This is a genomic window from Nocardia sp. NPDC004168 (assembly GCF_040610355.1).
In the GTDB taxonomy this organism is placed as follows: domain Bacteria; phylum Actinomycetota; class Actinomycetes; order Mycobacteriales; family Mycobacteriaceae; genus Nocardia; species Nocardia sichangensis.
In genome coordinates, this window is sequence record NZ_JBEXME010000031.1 from 46,220 (window position 1) to 64,365 (window position 18,146).

An 18,146-nucleotide genomic window follows, 5' to 3' on the forward strand; every position below is an offset into this window, starting at 1 on the left:
GAAGATCCACCTGGTCGGCGTCCTCGTTGGATCCAGCCGATGCTTGGGCCACGTCGGGGACCTGGGGATCGGAGCCGGTCGGGTCGCGGGGTGATCCGACCGGCGTCCTGGGTCGTCAGCCGCGGGCGGCTTTGAGCAGGTCTTCGCGGGTGGTGAACTTGACCCGCGGGCGGCCCGCGGACTTGCCCGCGGACTTTTCCGCCTGGTCGATCGCTCGCCAGCCCGCCCGGTCCACCAAGTCGGCCTGGCGCTCGGCGAGCAGCGCCTTCAGCGCGGCGCGGTCGGCCTGCGGCGCTGCGAGTTTGCCCGCGGTGAAGTCGGCGAGCAGCAGCTCCACCGTCTCCTCGGAGTCGGTTCGGTTGGAACCGATGACGCCGCGTGGTCCCCGCTTGATCCATCCGCTGACGTACACGCCGCTCAGCAGCGTCCCGTCGTCGCCGACGACCCGGCCGTGCTCGTTCGGCACGACGCCGCGCCGCTCGTCGAACGGCAGCTCGCCGATCCGCTCGCCGCGGTAGCCGATCGAGCGCAGCACCAGCGAAGTCTCGATGCTCTCGGTGCGGTCGGTCGGGCGCGCCACGAGCTGACCGTCGTCGTCGAACAACTCGTTGTGCACGATCTCGATGGACTCCACCCGATCGGTGCCGGTCAGCGCGGTGGGCGAGGTCAGATAGCGGAAGACGATCCGCTTGTTGCCCTCGGCCCTGCGCCCGCCCGCGTACTCCTTGGCCAGGGCGTACTTCAAGGCCAGCGACGGCTCCACCTGCGGGTCGTCCACGAGCGCCTGGCTGGCGTGGTCGAGTTCCAGGTCGGCCTCCTCCACGACGACGTCGACGCCCTTCAGATGCGCGAGCGCGAGGAACTCCGGCGAGGTGTAGGCCGCCTGGAGCGGGCCGCGCCTGCCGAGCACGACGACCTCACGGATATTGCTCTGCCGCAAAGCATCCAGCGCGTGATCGGCGATGTCGGTCTTGGCGAGTTCGTCCGGATCGACGGTCAGCACGCGCGCCACGTCCAAGGCGACGTTGCCGTTGCCGACGATCACCGCGCGCTCACCGGACAGATCGAAGGTCCGGTCGGCGTAGTCGGGATGGCCGTTGTACCAGGCGACGAACTCGGTGGCGGAGTGGCTGCCCGGCAGGTCCTCGCCCGGGACGCCCATCTTGCGATCGCTCGAGGCGCCGACCGCGTAGATCACGGCGTGGTGGTGGCGCAGCAGTTCCTCGTGCGAGATGTGCGTGCCCACTTCGACATTCAGGTAGTACTGCAGGGTCTCGCGGCGGAACGCGGACTCGAACATGCCCGAGACCGTCTTGGTGCCCGGATGGTCGGGCGCGACGCCCGCACGCACCAGACCCCACGGGGTGGGCAGCCGGTCGAACATCTCGACTTCCACGTCGGCCCTGCGCAACAGTTCGTCCGCCGCGTAGCAGGCCGCGGGCCCGGCGCCGACGATCGCGACGCGCAGGGTGCCCAGCTCCTTCGGCGGACGCGAGGGCGTGACGATCGGATCGAAGTTGGATTCCAGCGGATGCCGTTGGAAATAGGCGGCATTGATGTCGCGGAATCGCGCCAGCGAAGCGGTCAGGTCGTCCTCGGAGAAGATGGCCTCCACCGGGCACGCGTCGACACAGGCGCCGCAGTCGATACAGGTGTCGGGATCGATGTAGAGCATCTCGGTCGTCGCGAACTCCGGCTGGTCCGGAGTGGGACGGATGCAGTCGACCGGGCACTCGGAGACGCAGCTGGCGTCGTTGCAACAACGCTGCGTGATTACGTAGGCCATATTGTGCTGATCCTCGAAGAAGTACGTGGGCTGTGGCCACCCAGGGGTTGTGGTGGACAGATGAGCGGCGTCCGTCACGTCCGCCGCGAGGGTCGCCCGCGGGAGCACGTGATGTGATGCCGCTTTCAGTTTGCCTCGAGTGTGGTCGGGACCTCTCGCCCGGAGGGCTTACCGTATCTCCATGGCGCGGACTCTGATCCTCATGCGGCACGGCAAATCGGCCTATCCGGACGGCGTCGACGACCACGAGCGACCGCTGGCGCCGCGAGGCAGGCGCGAGGCCGGACTCGCGGGTGAGTGGCTGCGCGCGACCCAGCCGCCGATCGATGCCGTGCACTGTTCCACGGCCACCCGCACCAGGCAGACGCTGTCCGCGACCGGCATCACCGCGCCGGTGGTCTTCGAACCGGGGATCTACGAGGCCACGCCGGAAACGCTGATCGAGCTGGTCCGCCTCAGCGCCGACGACGTGGCGACACTGCTGGTGGTCGGCCACGCGCCGGGCATGCCGTGGACGGCTTGGGAGCTGGCGAGCAATCGCGACAGCGCCCCCGCGGTCGAACTCAGCCGGAAGTTTCCGACTTCGGCGCTCGCGGTACTGCGCTTCGACCGCGACTGGGCGGACGTCGATCCGGGTACCGGAGAGCTGGTGCAATTCCACATCCCGCGCTGACCGCACGCGATCCGGACGCGCGGTCAGCGCAGTAATCTGCCGCCGACCACGACGACCGCGCCGAGCACGAGCAGCAGCGCGAACGCGGCGAGTCCCCCGAACAACCACCACACCACGCCCAGCGCGAGCGCGAACGGCGCGACCGCTATCGCGGTGATCACCGGGCTTTCCTTGACCGTCGCCCAGGCCGAACGAGCCCTGATCCGGTCGATGTCCTTTCCAGGCATGTGCCCAGGGTAGGCCGGAATCCGGGACTTTGTCGGTGCACGATGGAATGCTCGCCGGATGGATTGGAAAATCGAACTCGTCGCCATTCCGGTGACCGATGTCGACCGCGCCAAAGACTTCTACACCAAGATCGGCTTCAACGCCGACCACGATCACCGGGTGAACGAGAACCTGCGCTTCGTTCAACTGACCCCGCCCGGTTCCGGATGCTCGATCTGTCTCGGTGAGGGCATCACCGACGCGGAACCCGGCAGCGTCCGAGGCATGCAGATCGTGGTCGCCAGCGCCGACGACGCCTACCAGCAGTTGATCGCCGCCGGTGTGGACGCCGCGCCGGTCGAGGACCTCGCCTGGGGGCGGTTCACCTACTTCGCCGATCCGGACGGCAATAAATGGGCCGTCCAGCAGCTGCCCGATTACAGCAGCTGACCGGCGCGCGTCAGTCCGCCCGGAGCACCCCCGCCCGGGCGGCCAGCGCCGCCGTACGCGCCGCGCGCTCGGCCACCGCGTCGTCGACCGGCTCGCCGGTGACGAGCATGCGGTAGTAGATCGGAGCGGCTGCCAACCGGATCACCTCCGCCGGATCGGTGTCGGGGTGCACCTCACCGCGTTCGAGCGCGCGCCGCACGATGACGACCACCTCCGCGAAGCGGTTCTCGAACAGCAGGGAGAACGTGGCGCGAGCGGACGGATCCCTGGTCGCGGCCACCACCATCGCGTACAGCCAGTGCTCCGCCACCGGATTCCGATACACCTCGACCACGGCGCGGGCGAAGTCGATGAGATCGCGTTCGAAGTCCCCGGTGTCCGGCGTGACGATGCCCGTGCCGACATCCATCCCGGCCTCGAGGATCACGCGATCCAGGCCGCCCCAGCGCCGGTACAAGGTGGACACCGCGACGCCGGCTCGCGCGGCGATCTTCTCCAGACTTGTTCCCGCGTAGCCATTCTCGACCAGTTCCGTCAGCGTCGCCGCGAGCACGGCCCGCTTCGTGCGCGCCGTCCTTCCGCCCGGGCGGACCGCACCGGGCCTGATCTCCTCTGCCATCGAACAGCTTTCCCTTGCATCGATCCGTCAGCCCTGCCACGATCTTAATGCAAACTTCTTCTCGTTTAGGTGGTCCTGTGAACATCGCCAAGGTCTCGCACCGGTTCGTCGAGGTCGACGGCGTGCGCGTCTTCTATCGCACGGCCGGACCGGCCGACGCGCCCACGCTTCTCCTGCTGCACGGATTCCCATCCGCTTCCCACCAGTTCCGCAGGCTCATCGACGCGCTCGGCGACCGCTACCACGTGGTCGCGCCGGACTACCCGGGCTTCGGACACACCGAGGCGCCCGCCGACTTCCCCTATTCGTTCGACTCGCTCGCCGACGTCCTGGAGGGTTTCGTCGAGGGGCTCGGCCTGACCCGGTTCGTCATGTACGTCTTCGACTTCGGCGGCCCGGTCGGGTTCCGGCTGGCCACCAGGCAACCGGACCGCATCGCGGGCTTGGTGATCCAGAACGCCAACGCCTACGCCGAAGGGTTGTCCGAACTGGCGCGCCAGACCGTCGCCAACCGGCCGGGCGTGCCCGGCGCCGAGGACAACATCCGGCAGATCCTCACCCTGCCGGTGACTCAGAGCCAATACCTGGGCGGCACCACCGATTCCGAACTCGTCGCACCCGACGGATGGGTGCTCGACCAGTACTTCCTGGACCGCCCCGAGCGGCAGCGGGCACAGATCGCGCTCGGCTTGGACTACCACTCCAATGTCGAGTTCTACCCTGTTTGGCAGCGCTGGCTGCAGTCGCACCGCCCACCCACATTGATCGTCTGGGGAAGAAACGACGCCTTCTTTCCCGAGCCGGGCGCGCACGCCTACCTCCGCGACCTACCGGACGCCGATCTGCACGTTTTCGATACCGGCCATTTCGCGCTCGAGGAGTTCCTCCCGGAGATCGCCCCGCTGGTCGCCGACTTCGTCGACACCGTCGCGCGACAGGACGCGAAGCCGGTCTCGCGGTGACGGCGACAGCCGGGAGAAACAACCGGAGAATGGGTCTTGCTTGGAGTGCACTCCAGGTGATTAGCGTCGTCAGTGTTCAACGAGAAGGGCGAGTGCAGTGAACGAGCGTCAGCGAGTGAAGTCATGAGTGAAACCGCGTTTCCGGTGACCGCGAGTGACGACCGGGAGCTGCCGCGGTATTCGATCGGCGAGGTGTCCGAGCGATCGGGGCTGAGCCGGGATACGTTGCGCTGGTACGAACGGATCGGGCTGATGGACTACATCGGCCGGGACCACTCCGGCAAGCGCCGGTTCAGCGACCGGGATCTCGAATGGCTGGCGCTGATCGGGCGGCTGCGCACGACCGGCATGTCGGTGGCGGACATGGTTCGCTACGCCGAGCTGGTGCGGACGGGAGACGCCACGCTCCCCCAGCGGCTGGAGATGTTCCGGGACACCCGCGCCGAGGTACTCGCCAAGATCGATGAACTCCGTCAGACCCTGGCCGTGTTGGACCACAAGATCGCCCTGTACGAGGGCAAAGTCGAGACAGCTCCCCCGGCCATGGTCACCGCGCACGACAGCGAAGGAATCAAGCTATGACGAGCACGGACAGCCTGCCCACCACCACCCTGGGAACCAGCGGTATCGAGGTGGGGACGCAGGGTCTGGGCTGCATGGGCATGAGCGAGTTCTACGGGCCCAGCGATCTCACCGAATCAAGGGCGACCCTGGATCGGGCGCTGGAACTGGGTGTCACTCTGTTCGACACCGCCGATGTCTACGGCTCCGGGCACAACGAGGAATTCCTCAGCGATTTCTTCGGCGCCGAGCGCGACCGGCTGGTGATCGCCACCAAGTTCGGCATCGTCCGCAAGGCCGACGACCCGGCCTTCCGAGGGTTCGACAACTCCCCCGCCTACATCCGCGCCGCGGTGGAGGGCAGCCTGCGCAGGCTGCGGGTCGACACCATCGATCTGTACTACATGCACCGCAAGGACCCCGCCGCGCCGATCGAGGACACGGTCGGCACGATGGCGGAATTGGTGCGGGAGGGCAAGGTGCGCGCGCTCGGATTGTCCGAGGTGACGGGCGCCGAACTGCGGGCGGCGCACGCGGTGCACCCGATCGCGGCCGTGCAGTCGGAATGGTCGCTGTTCTCCCGGGACGTCGAACGCACCGTGGTGCCCGCCGCGGCGGAGCTGGGTGTGACCTTCGTGCCGTACTCGCCGCTTGGTCGCGGCTTCCTGACCGGATCGTTCACCGGCACCGCCGACAGGAGCGATTTCCGTTCCACGATGCCGCGCTTCACCGGCGAGAACGCGGCGCGCAATGCCGAACTGCTCGACCCGCTGCGGGCCATCGCCGAGGCACGCGGCATCACCCTGGCGCAGGTGGCCCTGGCCTGGGTGCACGCACAGGCCGCTGTGCGCGGCCTCGCAGTGGTCCCGATCCCCGGCACGCGCAGCCGCACCCGGCTCGCCGACAACGTGGCCGCCGCGACCATTTCGCTCACCGCCGACGAACTGGCGACACTGGAGCCGATCGCGAGCCGGGTGACCGGCACCCGGTACGCGGACATGTCGTTCACGTCGGCGGGCCGCGAATAACCCACCACGAGATCAGGAGACGCTCATGTCGACGTTGACGCTCAACGTCCGCTTCACCGCCAAGCCGGGTCGCGAGGCGGAGTTGAAGGACCTGTTGCAAGGCATGATCCAACCGACGCTCGCCGAGGACGGTTGCGTCCGATACGAGCTCTACCTGCATCCCACCGACCAGAGCCGGATGGTGCTGCTCGAGGAGTGGGCCGACGAGGACGCCTTGGCCGCGCACTTCCAGACGCCACACCTGAAGGCCCTGGCGACGGCGTTGCAGGACGTCCTGGTCGAACCGTTCCAGCTGCGACGGTTCACCGAGATCGGATGAGCGCGGCGGTGGTCCGGGGTCGCGTGCGGGCCCGGCCCACCACGGACTCCTTCCCTACCACGCGCTTCCCCGGACCGAAGTCCGTTTCTCCCGCGGCGCGGTCTGCGCCGTTCACCGGCGGCCGCTAACATCCCATGAATATGAGCCCCGAAGCCCCGCGAGATCGCGTCTGGATCGACAAACGGACGCCCACCGCGTTCCGCGCACTGAACGGCGTCGCGAGCGAGGTCAGGGCCGCCGCCGCGGCCGTGGGGCTGGATCGCCGGATCATCGAACTGATCAATCTGCGCGTCTCCCAGATCAACGGTTGTGCGTACTGCCTCGACGTGCACTACCGGGCGGCCTTGGCGGCCGGGGCTACCGAGCAGGAGATCGCGGTGCTGCCCGGCTGGCGGCGCGGCGGCACGTACCCGCCCTTCGAGCAGGCCGTGCTCGCGATCGCGGAAGTGACGGCGACGCTCCCGGACGAGCACGTCATCGAGCGTGAGTACGCTTTTGCTCGCCGGTATCTGACGGATGACCAGCTGTCCGTCGTCATCTGGGTGGCCACCACGATCGGCGCGTTCAACCGGGTCTCGATTCTCAGCAGGCATCCGGTTCGCGCACGGAAGGAGAAGGGAACCATGACCGAATCGGCTTCGGAGTCCAAGGTCGTCCGCAACGACGAGCGGCATCGCTACGAGGTGTTCTACGGCGGGGAGCTGGCCGGCTTCGCCGACTACGAGGAACGCGACGACGAGACGGTGTTCACGCACACCGAGGTCGACGGCGCGTTCTCCGGGAAGGGCCTCGGCTCGGTCCTGGCCAAGAGCGCGATCGAGGACGTCGTGGAGCGGGGGCGGGTGATCCGGCCGGTGTGCCCGTTCATCAAGGCGTACCTGGACAAGCACCCCGACTACGACAAGCACGTGATCGGCAAGGGCGTCGATCGGTGAGTGACCTGGATCCGCGCCCGGCTGAGACGCTGTGTGAACCCGCGCCCGGCCCCGGCCCGGTCGCGGAGCGTTATCCGGCCCGCGAGGTGCCACTCGGCGGCGTGCGCGGTGTGTACGTCGAACGTGTGCTGCCCCAGCGCGATCTGCCCACCGTCGGCGCGTGGTGTTTTCTCGACCACTTCGGCTCGCCGACGGTCACCAAGACCGGCGCGCCGCCGGACATCGATCCGCATCCGCACATCGGCCTGCAAACGGTGACCTGGCCGTTCGAAGGCCGTATCCGGCACCGCGACTCGGTCGGGTCGGACGTGGAGATCGAACCCGGTCAGCTGAACCTGATGACGTCCGGGCGCGGCATCGCCCATTCCGAGTACGCCGTGCCCGGCGCGCCCGCCGGACACGGCTTGCAGCTGTGGATCGCCCTGCCGGGCCACCGCACCGGCATCGCGCCGCATTTCGAGCAGCATCGCGAACTGCCGGTCGTCGAAGCGCCCGGCCTGCGAGCGATCGTGCTGATCGGGTCGCTGGCCGGGAAGACCTCGCCCGCCATCGCCTACACACCCATCGTCGGCGCCGATGTGCGGCTCGAGCCGGGAGCCGATGTCGCTCTCCCGCTCGACCCTCGTTTCGAGCACGCTGTGCTGGTGATCGAGGGCGAGGTGACCGTCGCGGGCGACGAACTCGCGGCTGGACCGCTGCTGTACCTGGGCACCGGCCGTGACGAACTCCAGCTCACCAGTTCCGGCGGCGCGCACGTCGCGCTGATCGGCGGGGAGCCGTTCGGCGAGGAACTGGTGATGTGGTGGAACTTCGTCGGCCGCAGCCACGAGGACATCGTCGCCGCCCGCGCCGATTGGGAGAATCACGACGTCAGCCGGTTCGCCGACATCGCGGGCCACACCCCGGGGCAGCGCATTCCCGCGCCGCCCCTGCCCGGACTGCATCTGAAGCCGCGCAAGCGCCGGATCGGCCCGGCCAGGGACTGAACCGCGCCGCGATCTCATCCGGCTCCGCCCGGCGGCCCCGCTGTTGTCAGCACCGCCACCTGTTGAGGATTGCCGCCGCCACCGTCCCGAGCCGGACGGCCGTTCGCGTCGGTAGACGCGCCTGGATCGGCCGCCGATTCCCCTGACACGAGACGGCGCACCCCGCGCTTCGGCTCCGCTCACGCGACCGGAGCCGAAGCGTACGGTCTCAGCCTCGGGCGAGCAGTGCGTCCAGTGCGCGGTAGCTCTCGTTGAGCCCGGACTCCATACCCGACTGGAGCATCCCGTCCCGTTCCTGCGGCGTGTGGAACTGGCTGTCGGTGACCACCTTGGTGCGGCCGTCGCCGAGATCGACGAAGCTGACGCTGTCGATGGCCACGTGGGCGGGCATACCGTCCCACTCGAAGGAGTACACGATGCGCTCCCGCGGGGTGATCTCGCGGAAGCGGCCCTCGAAGCCGTGCGTCTCCCCCTCGGCGTGCTCGACGAAACGCCAGTGCCCGCCGGCACGAAACTCCCAGCGCTCGATGTCGAGCCGGTTGCCGCGACCCCACCACTGGGCGAGCTGTTCGATCCTGCTGTAGGCGGCCCACACCCGCTCGCGCGGGGCGTCGAAGACCCGCTCGATGTGGATCGCGCGGTCGGTGTCGGCCGTGATGACAGCGTCGTTCGTGGTTGTGCTCATCGCTCCTGCTCCGTTCGTCCGAGGAATTCGCCGAGACGATCCAGCCGCGCTTCCACCATCCGCCGGTAGCCCTGCATCCAGGCCACTTCGCGGTCGAAGACGTTCTCGCCGAGGCGGCAGTACCGCACCCGGCCGCGCTTCTCCGTCACCACCATGCCCGCCGCCTCCAGCAACTGGATGTGCTTCTTGATGCCGGTGAGCGTCATCTCGAAGCGCTCCGCCAGTTCGCTGACGGTCGCGGGCCCACTGCCGAGGCGTTCGAGGATGCCACGCCGAGTGGGATCCGCGAGCGCTCCGAAGGAGGCGTCCAAGAAGTCATACTGAACCATCTAGTTCAGTGTTGCGCAGCACGGCGCGGACGTCAAGAGGGAATCGCATCGCCCGGATCCGGCAACTCGACCGACGGTCGGCCGAGAAACCACGACCCGGCGGCCGACCCGACGACGCCGGGGCCGAAGCCCGCCCCGGCGACCGATTCCCGCTTTACAGGCACTCGCCGGCGAAGTGCGACAGATACTTTCGCCGCCGCAATCGGTGATGAACTGTCGCTCAACCCTTCTGATCGAGCCCGTCGAGCGGTATCTTGTCCGGACGAACCGGACACGGGGCGGGACACGGAAAGAGCACGATGAGGATCATCCAATTCACCGCGACCACTCTGGTTGCGCTGGCGGCCACCGCACTCACCACGAGCGCCGCGCACGCGCAGCCCGCGCCCGCCGACGCGCCGCTCGACCTGCACGGCACGTTCCACCAGGTCGCCTACGAGGTCGCCGCCAGCGAGGATCGCCGTGCTGCGGTGGCGACCCTCCAGGACGGAACGTTCGAGCTGACCCACGACGACCGGGTGGTGACGGTCGCCGATCGCGACGGCCAGGTCGTCGCCGCGCTGCCGATGACGCTGCGCATCGGGGACCAGCGCGTGTCCCTGCGGCCCGTACTCGAGGACGCGGGACATCGGCTCACCGTCGCGCCGATCGCCATGGCCGACGCGCCGCTGCGCGACGTCAGCGCCCAGGAGCGGTTCTACGCCGAGGCCGAGAAGGTCATGCCGACCATCCTGGCGGGCGCGGGGATCGGCGCCGCCATCGGCTTCATCGTCGGATTCCCGCTCGGCCTGTTCGTGATCGACTTCATCACGGTGCCCGTCGCCGCGGTCGCGGGCGCCGCGATCGGCGCGATGGCCGGGTACGTCATCGGCGGTGGACAGCCCGCCGTCGACGCGGCGCTCGAGTACGTCACCGCGCCCTAGTCGAGCCGGTCGACGGGCGTCAACTGCTGCGTGCCGATCACCCGCAGCAGGTCCAGCTTCTCGGCCGCGTCCGTGCCGGGGCGCGGGAGGTAGACCAGCAGGCGCTGGGCGGAGTTGGGTGTGAGCAACGTTTCGCAGACCATGTCGATCAGCCCGACCTGCGGATGCAAGATGCGCTTGATATCCGAAAGCCGCACGGCTACTTCGTGTTCGTTCCAGAGCCGGTCGAACTCGACGCTCGCGGAGCGTAGTCGCGCGACGAACTCGATCACGTCCGAATCGGCCGCCCGGCGCGCGGCCGTGGCACGCAGATCCGCGACGTGATGGCGGCTGAGCCGGTCCCAATCCTCCTCCGGGAAGGTCGCGCGCGCGGACGGGTCGGTGAACCAGCGGTAGGCGTAGTACCGGTCCCAGCCGCGCCGTTCGCCGTGATCGCCGACCAGCAAGGTGTGCATCCGGTTCTGCACGAGCACCTCGCCGAGATCGGTGACGACCGTGGCCGCGGTGTCGTCGAGCTTGGCGAGCAAGTGCATCAGGCCGGGGCCCACGTGCTTGTCGGTCGTCTCGCGGCCCGGCGGGGCGTGGTCGCACAGATGGTAGAGGTGGTCGCGTTCGTCGTTGTCGAAACGCAGGGCGCGCGCGAGCGACGCGAGCACCTGGGTGGACGGACGCGGACCGCGTGACTGCTCGAGCCGGGTGTAGTAGTCGGTCGAGATGCCCGCGAGCAGGGCGACCTCGTCGCGGCGCAGCCCCGGCGTGCGCCGCCGGATGCCGGGCGGCAATCCCACGTCGGCGGGCGTGAGCTGCTCCCGGCGACGGCGCAGGAAGTCGGCGAGTTCGGGGCGGTCCATGGTTTTCACTGTCCCCCGAAACGGCGTGCTCAGCCAGGGATCGCCGCTCCCCCGATAAACGATCTCTCCCGCGGTGGTCCCGCACGGTTCAGGCTGGTCTCATGACGACAACGAAGATCGACGAAGTGCGGCTGGGAGCCACCGGTCCGACCGTCAGCCGGATCGGCCTCGGCGCTATGAGCATGTCCGGCGCGTACGGCACGACCGACGACGCCGAATCGACCGCGACCATCCATGCGGCGCTGGACTCCGGCGTCAACCTCATCGACACCGGCGATTTCTACGGCGCGGGCCACAACGAGATGCTGATCGGCAAGGCCATCGCCGAACGTCCCCGCGAGGACCTGGTGCTGAGCGTGAAGTTCGGCGCGCTGCGCGGCCCTGACGGCGGTTTCGTCGGCATGGACAACCGTCCCGCCGCGCTGCGCAATTTCCTGGCCTACAGCCTCCAGCGGCTCGGCGTCGACCACATCGACATCTACCGACCCGCCCGGCTGGATCCGGACGTGCCGATCGAGGACACCGTCGGCGCCATCGGCGAGCTGATCGAAGCCGGATACGTCCGCCATGTCGGCCTGTCCGAGGTCGGCCCGGAAACCATCCGGCGCGCGGCGGCCGTGCATCCCATCGTGGACTTGCAGATCGAGTATTCGCTGATCTCGCGGGGCATCGAGGAGCGCATCCTGCCCGTCTGCCGCGAGCTCGGCATCGGCGTCACGGCCTACGGCGTGCTCTCACGCGGTCTGCTCAGCGATGCGATCCAGCCCGGCGCCACCTTCGACCCGACCGATTTCCGCGCGCACAGCCCACGCTTCCAGGGCGAGAACCTGGACCGGAATCTGGAGCTGGTCCGCGCGCTGAACGAGATCGCGGCGCGCAAGGACGCCTCGGTGGCGCAACTGGCCATCGCCTGGGCACTGACCCGCGGCGCGGACATCGTGCCGCTCATCGGCACCCGCCGACGCGGACGCTGGGCGGAAGCTGTTCGCGCCCTTGATCTTTCGCTAACCGACGAGGAGCTGTCCACCATCGAGTCGGCCGTGCCCGCAGACCGAGTCGCGGGGGAACGCTACGCCACGGCACAGATGGCGATGCTCGACAGCGAGCGGTGAGGTCACGTCCGGAGCGCGGCCGCGCCCCGGACCACCCGTGCTCGGACCCCCGATGCCGAAATCGACGGCAGCGGCACGGCGAGGGACGCGAGTCCCGACGGCCTCGCCGCGACTGCGGTCCGGGCGACCCCCACTATTCCGCTGTTCTCCATAAGAACCGGCGTGCGTGCGTCCGCGCGCCCGGCCCGCGGTGCCGGTCACTCACCGTGGAGCACGGTAGCTCCGAGCATCTCCGGGCGCGATCACGTCCGGCGCGGACGCAGCACGGCCGTGAACACCGCTGCGGCCACGGTCTTTCCGGTGGCGTCGGCGATATCCACCGGAACTTCGAGTTCGAGCGGCACTTTCGCCTCGATGTCCGCACGCATCTTCGCCAGCGTCTCGCCGGAGAACGCGGAAGTAGCTCGGAACGGCCCCGCTTCCCCTTTCGCCCGGGCTTTGTACTCGATGCGCCCGTCTTTGGCGACGATGAACGTATCCCCCATCAGGTCCACGATTCCCGACACCGACGCGCCCATCGCGGCGGTCTCCGCCATCCCGAACAACACGGCGGCGTGCAGATCCCCGTTGTGGTTCAGGTGTTCCGCCCGCGGCACGACCGACACCACATTGCGCCCCGCCGCGAACTCCTCCCATTCCACCCCCGCGTACTGGATGAACCCCAGCTTCCGGAACCCGGCCACCACCAGATCCGCCAACGCCACGCCGTCCACCGCCACCTCCAGGAGCAGAACTGAAACCTGTTCTACTTTTACTGGCTTCCCCACCGGTTGTCCACCGCGCGCGAAACGAATCCGGCCCCCGCTCCAGAACGGAGCGGGGGCCGGATGCTTACGGCTGACGGATCAGCGGTAGTCGCTGAAGCCGTAGTCGTCGAGCGGAACCGCGGCGCCGGTGGTCTGACCGAAGCTGTCCGGGCTGTAGTAGGTGTCGTCGTAGGACGGCACCGCGTACGCGGCGGCACGGGCTTCCTCGGTCGGCTGCACCTGGATGTTGCGGTAGCGGTTGATACCGGTACCGGCCGGGATCAGCTTGCCGATGATCACGTTCTCCTTGAGGCCGATGAGCTTGTCGGAGCGGCAGTTGATCGCCGCGTCCGTCAGGACTCGAGTGGTCTCCTGGAAGGACGCCGCCGACAGCCACGAGTCGGTGGCCAGCGACGCCTTGGTGATACCCATCAGCACCGGGCGACCCGCCGCGGGCTCGGCGCCCTCGGCGACAACGCGACGGTTCGCGGCCTCGAACTCGGCGCGCTCGGTGAGCGAGCCGGGCAGGAACTCCGTGGCGCCCGAGTCGATGATCGTCACGCGACGCAGCATCTGGCGCACGATGACCTCGATGTGCTTGTCGTGGATCGACACACCCTGCGAGCGGTAGACCTCCTGGACCTCGTGGACCAGATGGACCTGAACCTGCCGGGGGCCCATGATGCGCAGCACCTCGTGCGGATCCGCCGCGCCTTCCAGCAGCTGCTGGCCGACCTCGACGTGGTCACCGTCGGAGAGCAGACGCTCGGTGCCGTCGTCGTGCTTGAACACACGCAGACGCTGCCGCTTCGAGAGCTTGTCGTAGACAACCTCTTCGCCACCGTCATCCGGGATGATGGTGATCTTGTAGAAGCGATCGTCGTCCTCCAGCCGCACGCGACCGGAGACCTCCGCGATGGGCGCCTTGCCCTTCGGCACGCGCGCCTCGAACAGCTCCTGCACACGAGGCAGACCGCCGGTGATGTCGTCACCCGCGACACCACCCTGGTGGAAGGTACGCATGGTCAGCTGGGTACCGGGCTCACCGATGGACTGCGCGGCGACGATACCGACGGCCTCACCGATGTCGACCAGCTTGCCGGTCGCCATCGAGCGGCCGTAGCAGGTCGCGCACACGCCGGTGCCGGTGGTGCAGGTCAGCACGGAGCGGACCTTCACCTCGGTGATACCCGCCTCGAGCAGCGCCTCCAGCGCCGGGTCGCCGAGGTCGGCGCCCTTGCCCACGATGACGTTGCCCTGCGCGTCGAGCGCGTCGGACGCGAGCGTGCGCGCATAGGTGGAGGTCTCCACGTGCGCGTCGCGGATGATCGAGCCGTCGAGCTGCTTCTCCGCGATCGGCACCACGATGCCGCGCTCGGTGCCACAGTCGTGCTCGCGCACGATGACGTCCTGCGAGACGTCCACCAGACGACGGGTCAGGTAACCCGAGTCGGCGGTGCGAAGCGCGGTGTCGGCCAGACCCTTACGAGCGCCGTGGGTGTTGATGAAGTACTCCAGAACCGTCAGGCCCTCACGGAAGGAGGACTTGATCGGCCGCGGGATGAACTCACCCTTCGGGTTCGTCACCAGGCCCTTCATACCGGCGAGGGTACGGGTCTGGGTGAAGTTACCCGTGGCGCCCGAGTCGACGATCGTGATGATCGGGTTGTCGGCCGGGTAGTGCGCGCGCAGCGCCTTACCGACCTCCTCGGTCGCCTCCTGCCAGATCTTGACCAGGGCGTTGTTGCGCTCCTGGTGATCGAGCGCACCACGCTGGTACTTCTTCTCGATCTGATCCGACTGCGCCTCGTAGCGCTCCATGATCTCGGCCTTCTCCGGCGGCACGAGCACGTCGGACATGGAGACCGTCACGCCGGAACGCGTGGCCCAGTAGAAGCCCGCGTCCTTGAGCTTGTCGACGGTCTGCGCGACCACGATCATCGGGTAACGCTCGGCGAGATCGTTGATGATCGTCGCCTGGCGCTTCTTGGGCATCTGCTCGTTGATGAACGCGTAGTCCACCGGCAGCAGCTCGTTGAACAGCACCCGGCCCAGCGTGGACTCGATGGTCCACGCGTCGCCGCGGCGCCAGCCCTCCGGGAACAGCTCGGCCTCGATCTCCTTCGGCGGACGCTGGTCGGTCAACCGGACCTTGATCAGCGAACGCACGGTGAGCTCACCGCGGTCCACCGCCATCTGCGCCTCGGCGGGCGAGGAGTACACGCCCTGCTCCGGACCGTCCTGAGTGGCCGGCTGGTAGGAACCCTTCGCGCCCTCTTCCAGACGGGTCAGGTAGTACAGGCCGGTCACCATGTCCAGACGCGGCATGGCCAGCGGGCGGCCCGAGGCGGGCGACAGGATGTTGTTCGACGACAGCATCAGCACGCGAGCCTCGGCCTGCGCCTCCGCCGACAGCGGCAGGTGCACGGCCATCTGGTCACCGTCGAAGTCGGCGTTGAACGCTTCACAGACCAGCGGGTGCAGCTGGATGGCCTTGCCTTCCACCAGCTGCGGCTCGAAGGCCTGGATACCGAGACGGTGCAGGGTGGGCGCGCGGTTGAGCAGCACGGGGTGTTCGGCGATGACCTCTTCGAGGACGTCCCACACCTGCGGCCGCTGCCGCTCCACCATCCGCTTGGCCGACTTGATGTTCTGTGCGTGGTTCAGGTCGACCAGGCGCTTCATCACGAACGGCTTGAACAGCTCCAGCGCCATCAGCTTGGGCAGACCGCACTGGTGCAGCTTCAGCTGCGGACCGACGACGATGACCGAACGGCCGGAGTAATCGACGCGCTTACCCAGCAGGTTCTGACGGAAGCGGCCCTGCTTGCCCTTGAGCAGATCGGACAGCGACTTGAGCGGACGGTTGCCCGGTCCGGTGACCGGACGGCCGCGGCGGCCGTTGTCGAACAGGGCGTCGACCGACTCCTGCAGCATCCGCTTCTCGTTGTTGACGATGATCTCGGGCGCGCCGAGGTCGATCAGTCGCTTGAGGCGGTTGTTGCGGTTGATCACGCGACGGTACAGGTCGTTCAGGTCGGAGGTGGCGAAGCGGCCACCGTCGAGCTGGACCATCGGGCGCAGCTCCGGCGGGATCACCGGAACGGCGTCGAGCACCATGCCCATCGGCGAGTTGCCGTTGGCCTGGAACGCCGCGACGACCTTGAGCCGCTTGAGCGCGCGCAGCTTCTTCTGGCCCTTGCCGGTGCGGATGGTCTCGCGCAGCGACTCGGCCTCGGCCTCGATGTCGAAGCTCTCCATCAGCTTCTGGATGGACTCCGCGCCCATCGCGCCGGTGAAGTACTCGCCGTAGCGGTCGACCAGCTCGCGGTAGAGCACCTCGTCGACGATGAGCTGCTTGGGCGCCAGCTTGGTGAAGGTGTTCCAGATCTCCTCCAGCCGGTCCAGCTCACGCTGGGCACGGTCGCGGAGCTGGCGCATCTCCCGCTCGCCGCCGTCCTTGACCTTGCGGCGGACGTCGGACTTGGCGCCTTCGGCCTCCAGCTCGGCCAGGTCGGCCTCGAGCTTCTGAGCGCGGGCCTCGAGGTCGGCGTCGCGCTGGTCGGCGACCGCCTTCTTCTCGACCTCCATCTCGGCCTCGAGCGTGGACAGCTCGTTGTGCCGCAGCTCCTCGTCGACCGCCACGATGACGTAGGCGGCGAAGTAGATGATCTTCTCCAGATCCTTCGGCGCCAGGTCGAGCAGGTAGCCCAGGCGCGAGGGCACGCCCTTGAAGTACCAGATGTGGGTGACCGGAGCGGCCAGCTCGATGTGGCCCATGCGCTCGCGGCGCACCTTGGCGCGAGTCACCTCGACGCCACAGCGCTCACAGATGATGCCCTTGAAGCGGACGCGCTTGTACTTGCCGCAGTAGCACTCCCAGTCCCGGGTGGGACCGAAGATCTTCTCGCAGAACAGGCCGTCCTTCTCCGGCTTGAGCGTGCGGTAGTTGATGGTCTCCGGCTTCTTCACCTCGCCGTAGGACCACTGACGGATGTCTTCGGCGGTGGCCAGGCCGATCCGGAGTTCATCGAAGAAGTTGACGTCTAGCACGTAACTTCCTTTCCCCTGTGCGGGTCGAATTCGAGCAAAAGTTCACTAGTTGGGTAATCCGTTGCGGGAGGCCGGATGCCGTGACGGCATCCGGCCGACCGCCTAGTTCGCCAGATCGTCGACGGTGGCGGCTTCGTTCCTCGACAGGTTGATGCCGAGGTTCGCCGCGGCGCGCTCCAGGTCCTCGTCCTCGCCTTCGCGCAGCTCGATCGCGGCGCCGTCGGACGACAGCACTTCGACGTTGAGGCACAGCGACTGGAGTTCCTTGAGCAGGACCTTGAACGATTCCGGAATGCCCGGCTCCGGGATGTTCTCGCCCTTGACGATCGCTTCGTAGACCTTCACGCGACCGACCACGTCGTCGGACTTGATGGTCAGCAGTTCCTGCAGGGTGTAGGCCGCACCGTAGGCCTGCATGGCCCAGCACTCCATCTCACCGAAACGCTGACCACCGAACTGCGCCTTACCACCCAGCGGCTGCTGGGTGATCATCGAGTACGGGCCGGTCGAACGCGCGTGGATCTTGTCGTCGACCAGGTGGTGCAGCTTCAGGATGTACATGTAGCCGACCGCCACCGGGTACGGGAACGGCTCACCCGAACGACCGTCGAACAACGTGGCCTTGCCGTCGTCGTTGACCATGCGCTCGCCGTCGCGGTTGGGCAGCGTCGAGGACAGCAGACCGGTCAGCTCCTCTTCCCGCGCGCCGTCGAAGACGGGCGTGGCGATGTTGGAGTCGGCCGGAGCGCCCAGCATCTCCTCCGGCAGCGCCTGCGCCCAATCCGGGCGAGTGCCGTCGCCTGCGACGTCGACATTCCAGCCTGCCTTGCCGATCCAGCCCAGATGGGTTTCCAGGATCTGGCCGATGTTCATACGACGCGGCACACCGTGGGTGTTGAGGATGATGTCGACCGGGGTACC

18 protein-coding genes and 1 pseudogene are annotated in these 18,146 nt (G+C 68.0%); 10 read left to right on the forward strand and 9 right to left on the reverse strand.

Annotated features, from left to right (window positions below):
* Positions 1-115: 115 nt before the first annotated feature.
* Positions 116-1,786 (reverse strand): FAD-dependent oxidoreductase, encoded by a 1,671-nt coding sequence (locus ABZW96_RS32615; RefSeq protein ID WP_355080037.1) that lies wholly within the window; start codon positions 1,784-1,786, stop codon positions 116-118.
* 181 nt (positions 1,787-1,967) lie between these two features.
* On the opposite strand from ABZW96_RS32615, the gene ABZW96_RS32620 reads away from it, so the two are divergent.
* Entirely contained in the window at positions 1,968-2,459 is a 492-nt protein-coding gene (locus tag ABZW96_RS32620; protein WP_355080039.1) for a histidine phosphatase family protein, read from the forward strand.
* A 23-nt stretch (positions 2,460-2,482) separates the two neighbouring features.
* Here the strand turns inward: ABZW96_RS32620 and ABZW96_RS32625 are convergent, their stop codons facing one another.
* Positions 2,483-2,686: a hypothetical protein gene (locus ABZW96_RS32625; protein WP_355080041.1), complete on the reverse strand. Its 204-nt coding sequence runs from the start codon at positions 2,684-2,686 to the stop codon at positions 2,483-2,485.
* 58 nt (positions 2,687-2,744) lie between these two features.
* On the opposite strand from ABZW96_RS32625, the gene ABZW96_RS32630 reads away from it, so the two are divergent.
* Complete coding sequence (locus ABZW96_RS32630; protein WP_355080043.1) at positions 2,745-3,116, forward strand: glyoxalase superfamily protein; 372 nt, start codon at positions 2,745-2,747, stop codon at positions 3,114-3,116.
* Between the two features lie 10 nt (positions 3,117-3,126).
* Here ABZW96_RS32630 and ABZW96_RS32635 read toward each other — a convergent pair whose 3' ends face one another.
* Positions 3,127-3,735 (reverse strand): TetR/AcrR family transcriptional regulator, encoded by a 609-nt coding sequence (locus tag ABZW96_RS32635; protein WP_355080045.1) that lies wholly within the window; start codon positions 3,733-3,735, stop codon positions 3,127-3,129.
* 77 nt (positions 3,736-3,812) lie between these two features.
* Here ABZW96_RS32635 and ABZW96_RS32640 point away from each other — a divergent pair, with 77 nt between their 5' ends.
* The 6 genes from ABZW96_RS32640 (at position 3,813) to ABZW96_RS32665 (ending at position 8,526) form a co-directional block, all read left to right on the forward strand.
* Entirely contained in the window at positions 3,813-4,697 is an 885-nt protein-coding gene (locus tag ABZW96_RS32640) for an alpha/beta hydrolase (RefSeq protein WP_355080047.1), read from the forward strand.
* 123 nt (positions 4,698-4,820) lie between these two features.
* Complete coding sequence (locus ABZW96_RS32645; protein WP_355080049.1) at positions 4,821-5,279, forward strand: MerR family transcriptional regulator; 459 nt, start codon at positions 4,821-4,823, stop codon at positions 5,277-5,279.
* Positions 5,276-6,286 carry an aldo/keto reductase gene (locus tag ABZW96_RS32650; RefSeq protein ID WP_355080051.1) on the forward strand — a complete coding sequence of 337 codons (1,011 nt, stop codon included), beginning with the start codon at positions 5,276-5,278 and terminating at the stop codon, positions 6,284-6,286. Before ABZW96_RS32645 ends, ABZW96_RS32650 begins: the two co-directional genes overlap by 4 nt.
* A 25-nt stretch (positions 6,287-6,311) precedes the next feature.
* Positions 6,312-6,605, forward strand: coding sequence for a putative quinol monooxygenase (locus ABZW96_RS32655; protein WP_355080053.1), 294 nt, complete (start codon positions 6,312-6,314; stop codon positions 6,603-6,605).
* 140 nt (positions 6,606-6,745) lie between these two features.
* Positions 6,746-7,540: a GNAT family N-acetyltransferase gene (locus tag ABZW96_RS32660; RefSeq protein WP_355080055.1), complete on the forward strand. Its 795-nt coding sequence runs from the start codon at positions 6,746-6,748 to the stop codon at positions 7,538-7,540.
* A complete protein-coding gene (locus ABZW96_RS32665; protein WP_355080057.1) occupies positions 7,537-8,526 on the forward strand; it encodes a pirin family protein in 990 nt (329 codons plus the stop codon). Before ABZW96_RS32660 ends, ABZW96_RS32665 begins: the two co-directional genes overlap by 4 nt.
* 208 nt (positions 8,527-8,734) lie before the next feature.
* Here the strand turns inward: ABZW96_RS32665 and ABZW96_RS32670 are convergent, their stop codons facing one another.
* Entirely contained in the window at positions 8,735-9,211 is a 477-nt protein-coding gene (locus tag ABZW96_RS32670) for an SRPBCC family protein (protein ID WP_355080059.1), read from the reverse strand.
* Complete coding sequence (locus ABZW96_RS32675) at positions 9,208-9,540, reverse strand: metalloregulator ArsR/SmtB family transcription factor (protein WP_355080061.1); 333 nt, start codon at positions 9,538-9,540, stop codon at positions 9,208-9,210. Before ABZW96_RS32675 ends, ABZW96_RS32670 begins: the two co-directional genes overlap by 4 nt.
* Positions 9,541-9,839: 299 nt before the next feature.
* Between ABZW96_RS32675 and ABZW96_RS32680 the strand changes: the two genes are divergently transcribed.
* Positions 9,840-10,463 (forward strand): hypothetical protein, encoded by a 624-nt coding sequence (locus ABZW96_RS32680; RefSeq protein ID WP_355080063.1) that lies wholly within the window; start codon positions 9,840-9,842, stop codon positions 10,461-10,463.
* Here the strand turns inward: ABZW96_RS32680 and ABZW96_RS32685 are convergent.
* A complete protein-coding gene (locus ABZW96_RS32685; RefSeq protein WP_355080065.1) occupies positions 10,460-11,314 on the reverse strand; it encodes a helix-turn-helix transcriptional regulator in 855 nt (284 codons plus the stop codon). The two genes, ABZW96_RS32680 and ABZW96_RS32685, sit on opposite strands and share 4 nt — an antisense overlap.
* A 101-nt stretch (positions 11,315-11,415) precedes the next feature.
* Between ABZW96_RS32685 and ABZW96_RS32690 the strand changes: the two genes are divergently transcribed.
* Positions 11,416-12,426: an aldo/keto reductase gene (locus ABZW96_RS32690; RefSeq protein WP_355080067.1), complete on the forward strand. Its 1,011-nt coding sequence runs from the start codon at positions 11,416-11,418 to the stop codon at positions 12,424-12,426.
* 242 nt (positions 12,427-12,668) lie between these two features.
* On the opposite strand, the gene ABZW96_RS32695 is transcribed toward ABZW96_RS32690, so the two are convergent.
* The 3 genes and pseudogenes from ABZW96_RS32695 to ABZW96_RS32705 all read right to left on the reverse strand — a co-directional run.
* Positions 12,669-13,193 (reverse strand): DUF4442 domain-containing protein, encoded by a 525-nt coding sequence (locus ABZW96_RS32695; RefSeq protein WP_355080069.1) that lies wholly within the window; start codon positions 13,191-13,193, stop codon positions 12,669-12,671.
* Between the two features lie 78 nt (positions 13,194-13,271).
* A complete protein-coding gene (locus ABZW96_RS32700) occupies positions 13,272-17,225 on the reverse strand; it encodes a DNA-directed RNA polymerase subunit beta' (protein WP_355080071.1) in 3,954 nt (1,317 codons plus the stop codon).
* Positions 17,226-17,327: 102 nt separating this feature from the next.
* A pseudogene (locus ABZW96_RS32705) lies at positions 17,328-18,146 on the reverse strand (DNA-directed RNA polymerase subunit beta); the annotation flags it as partial.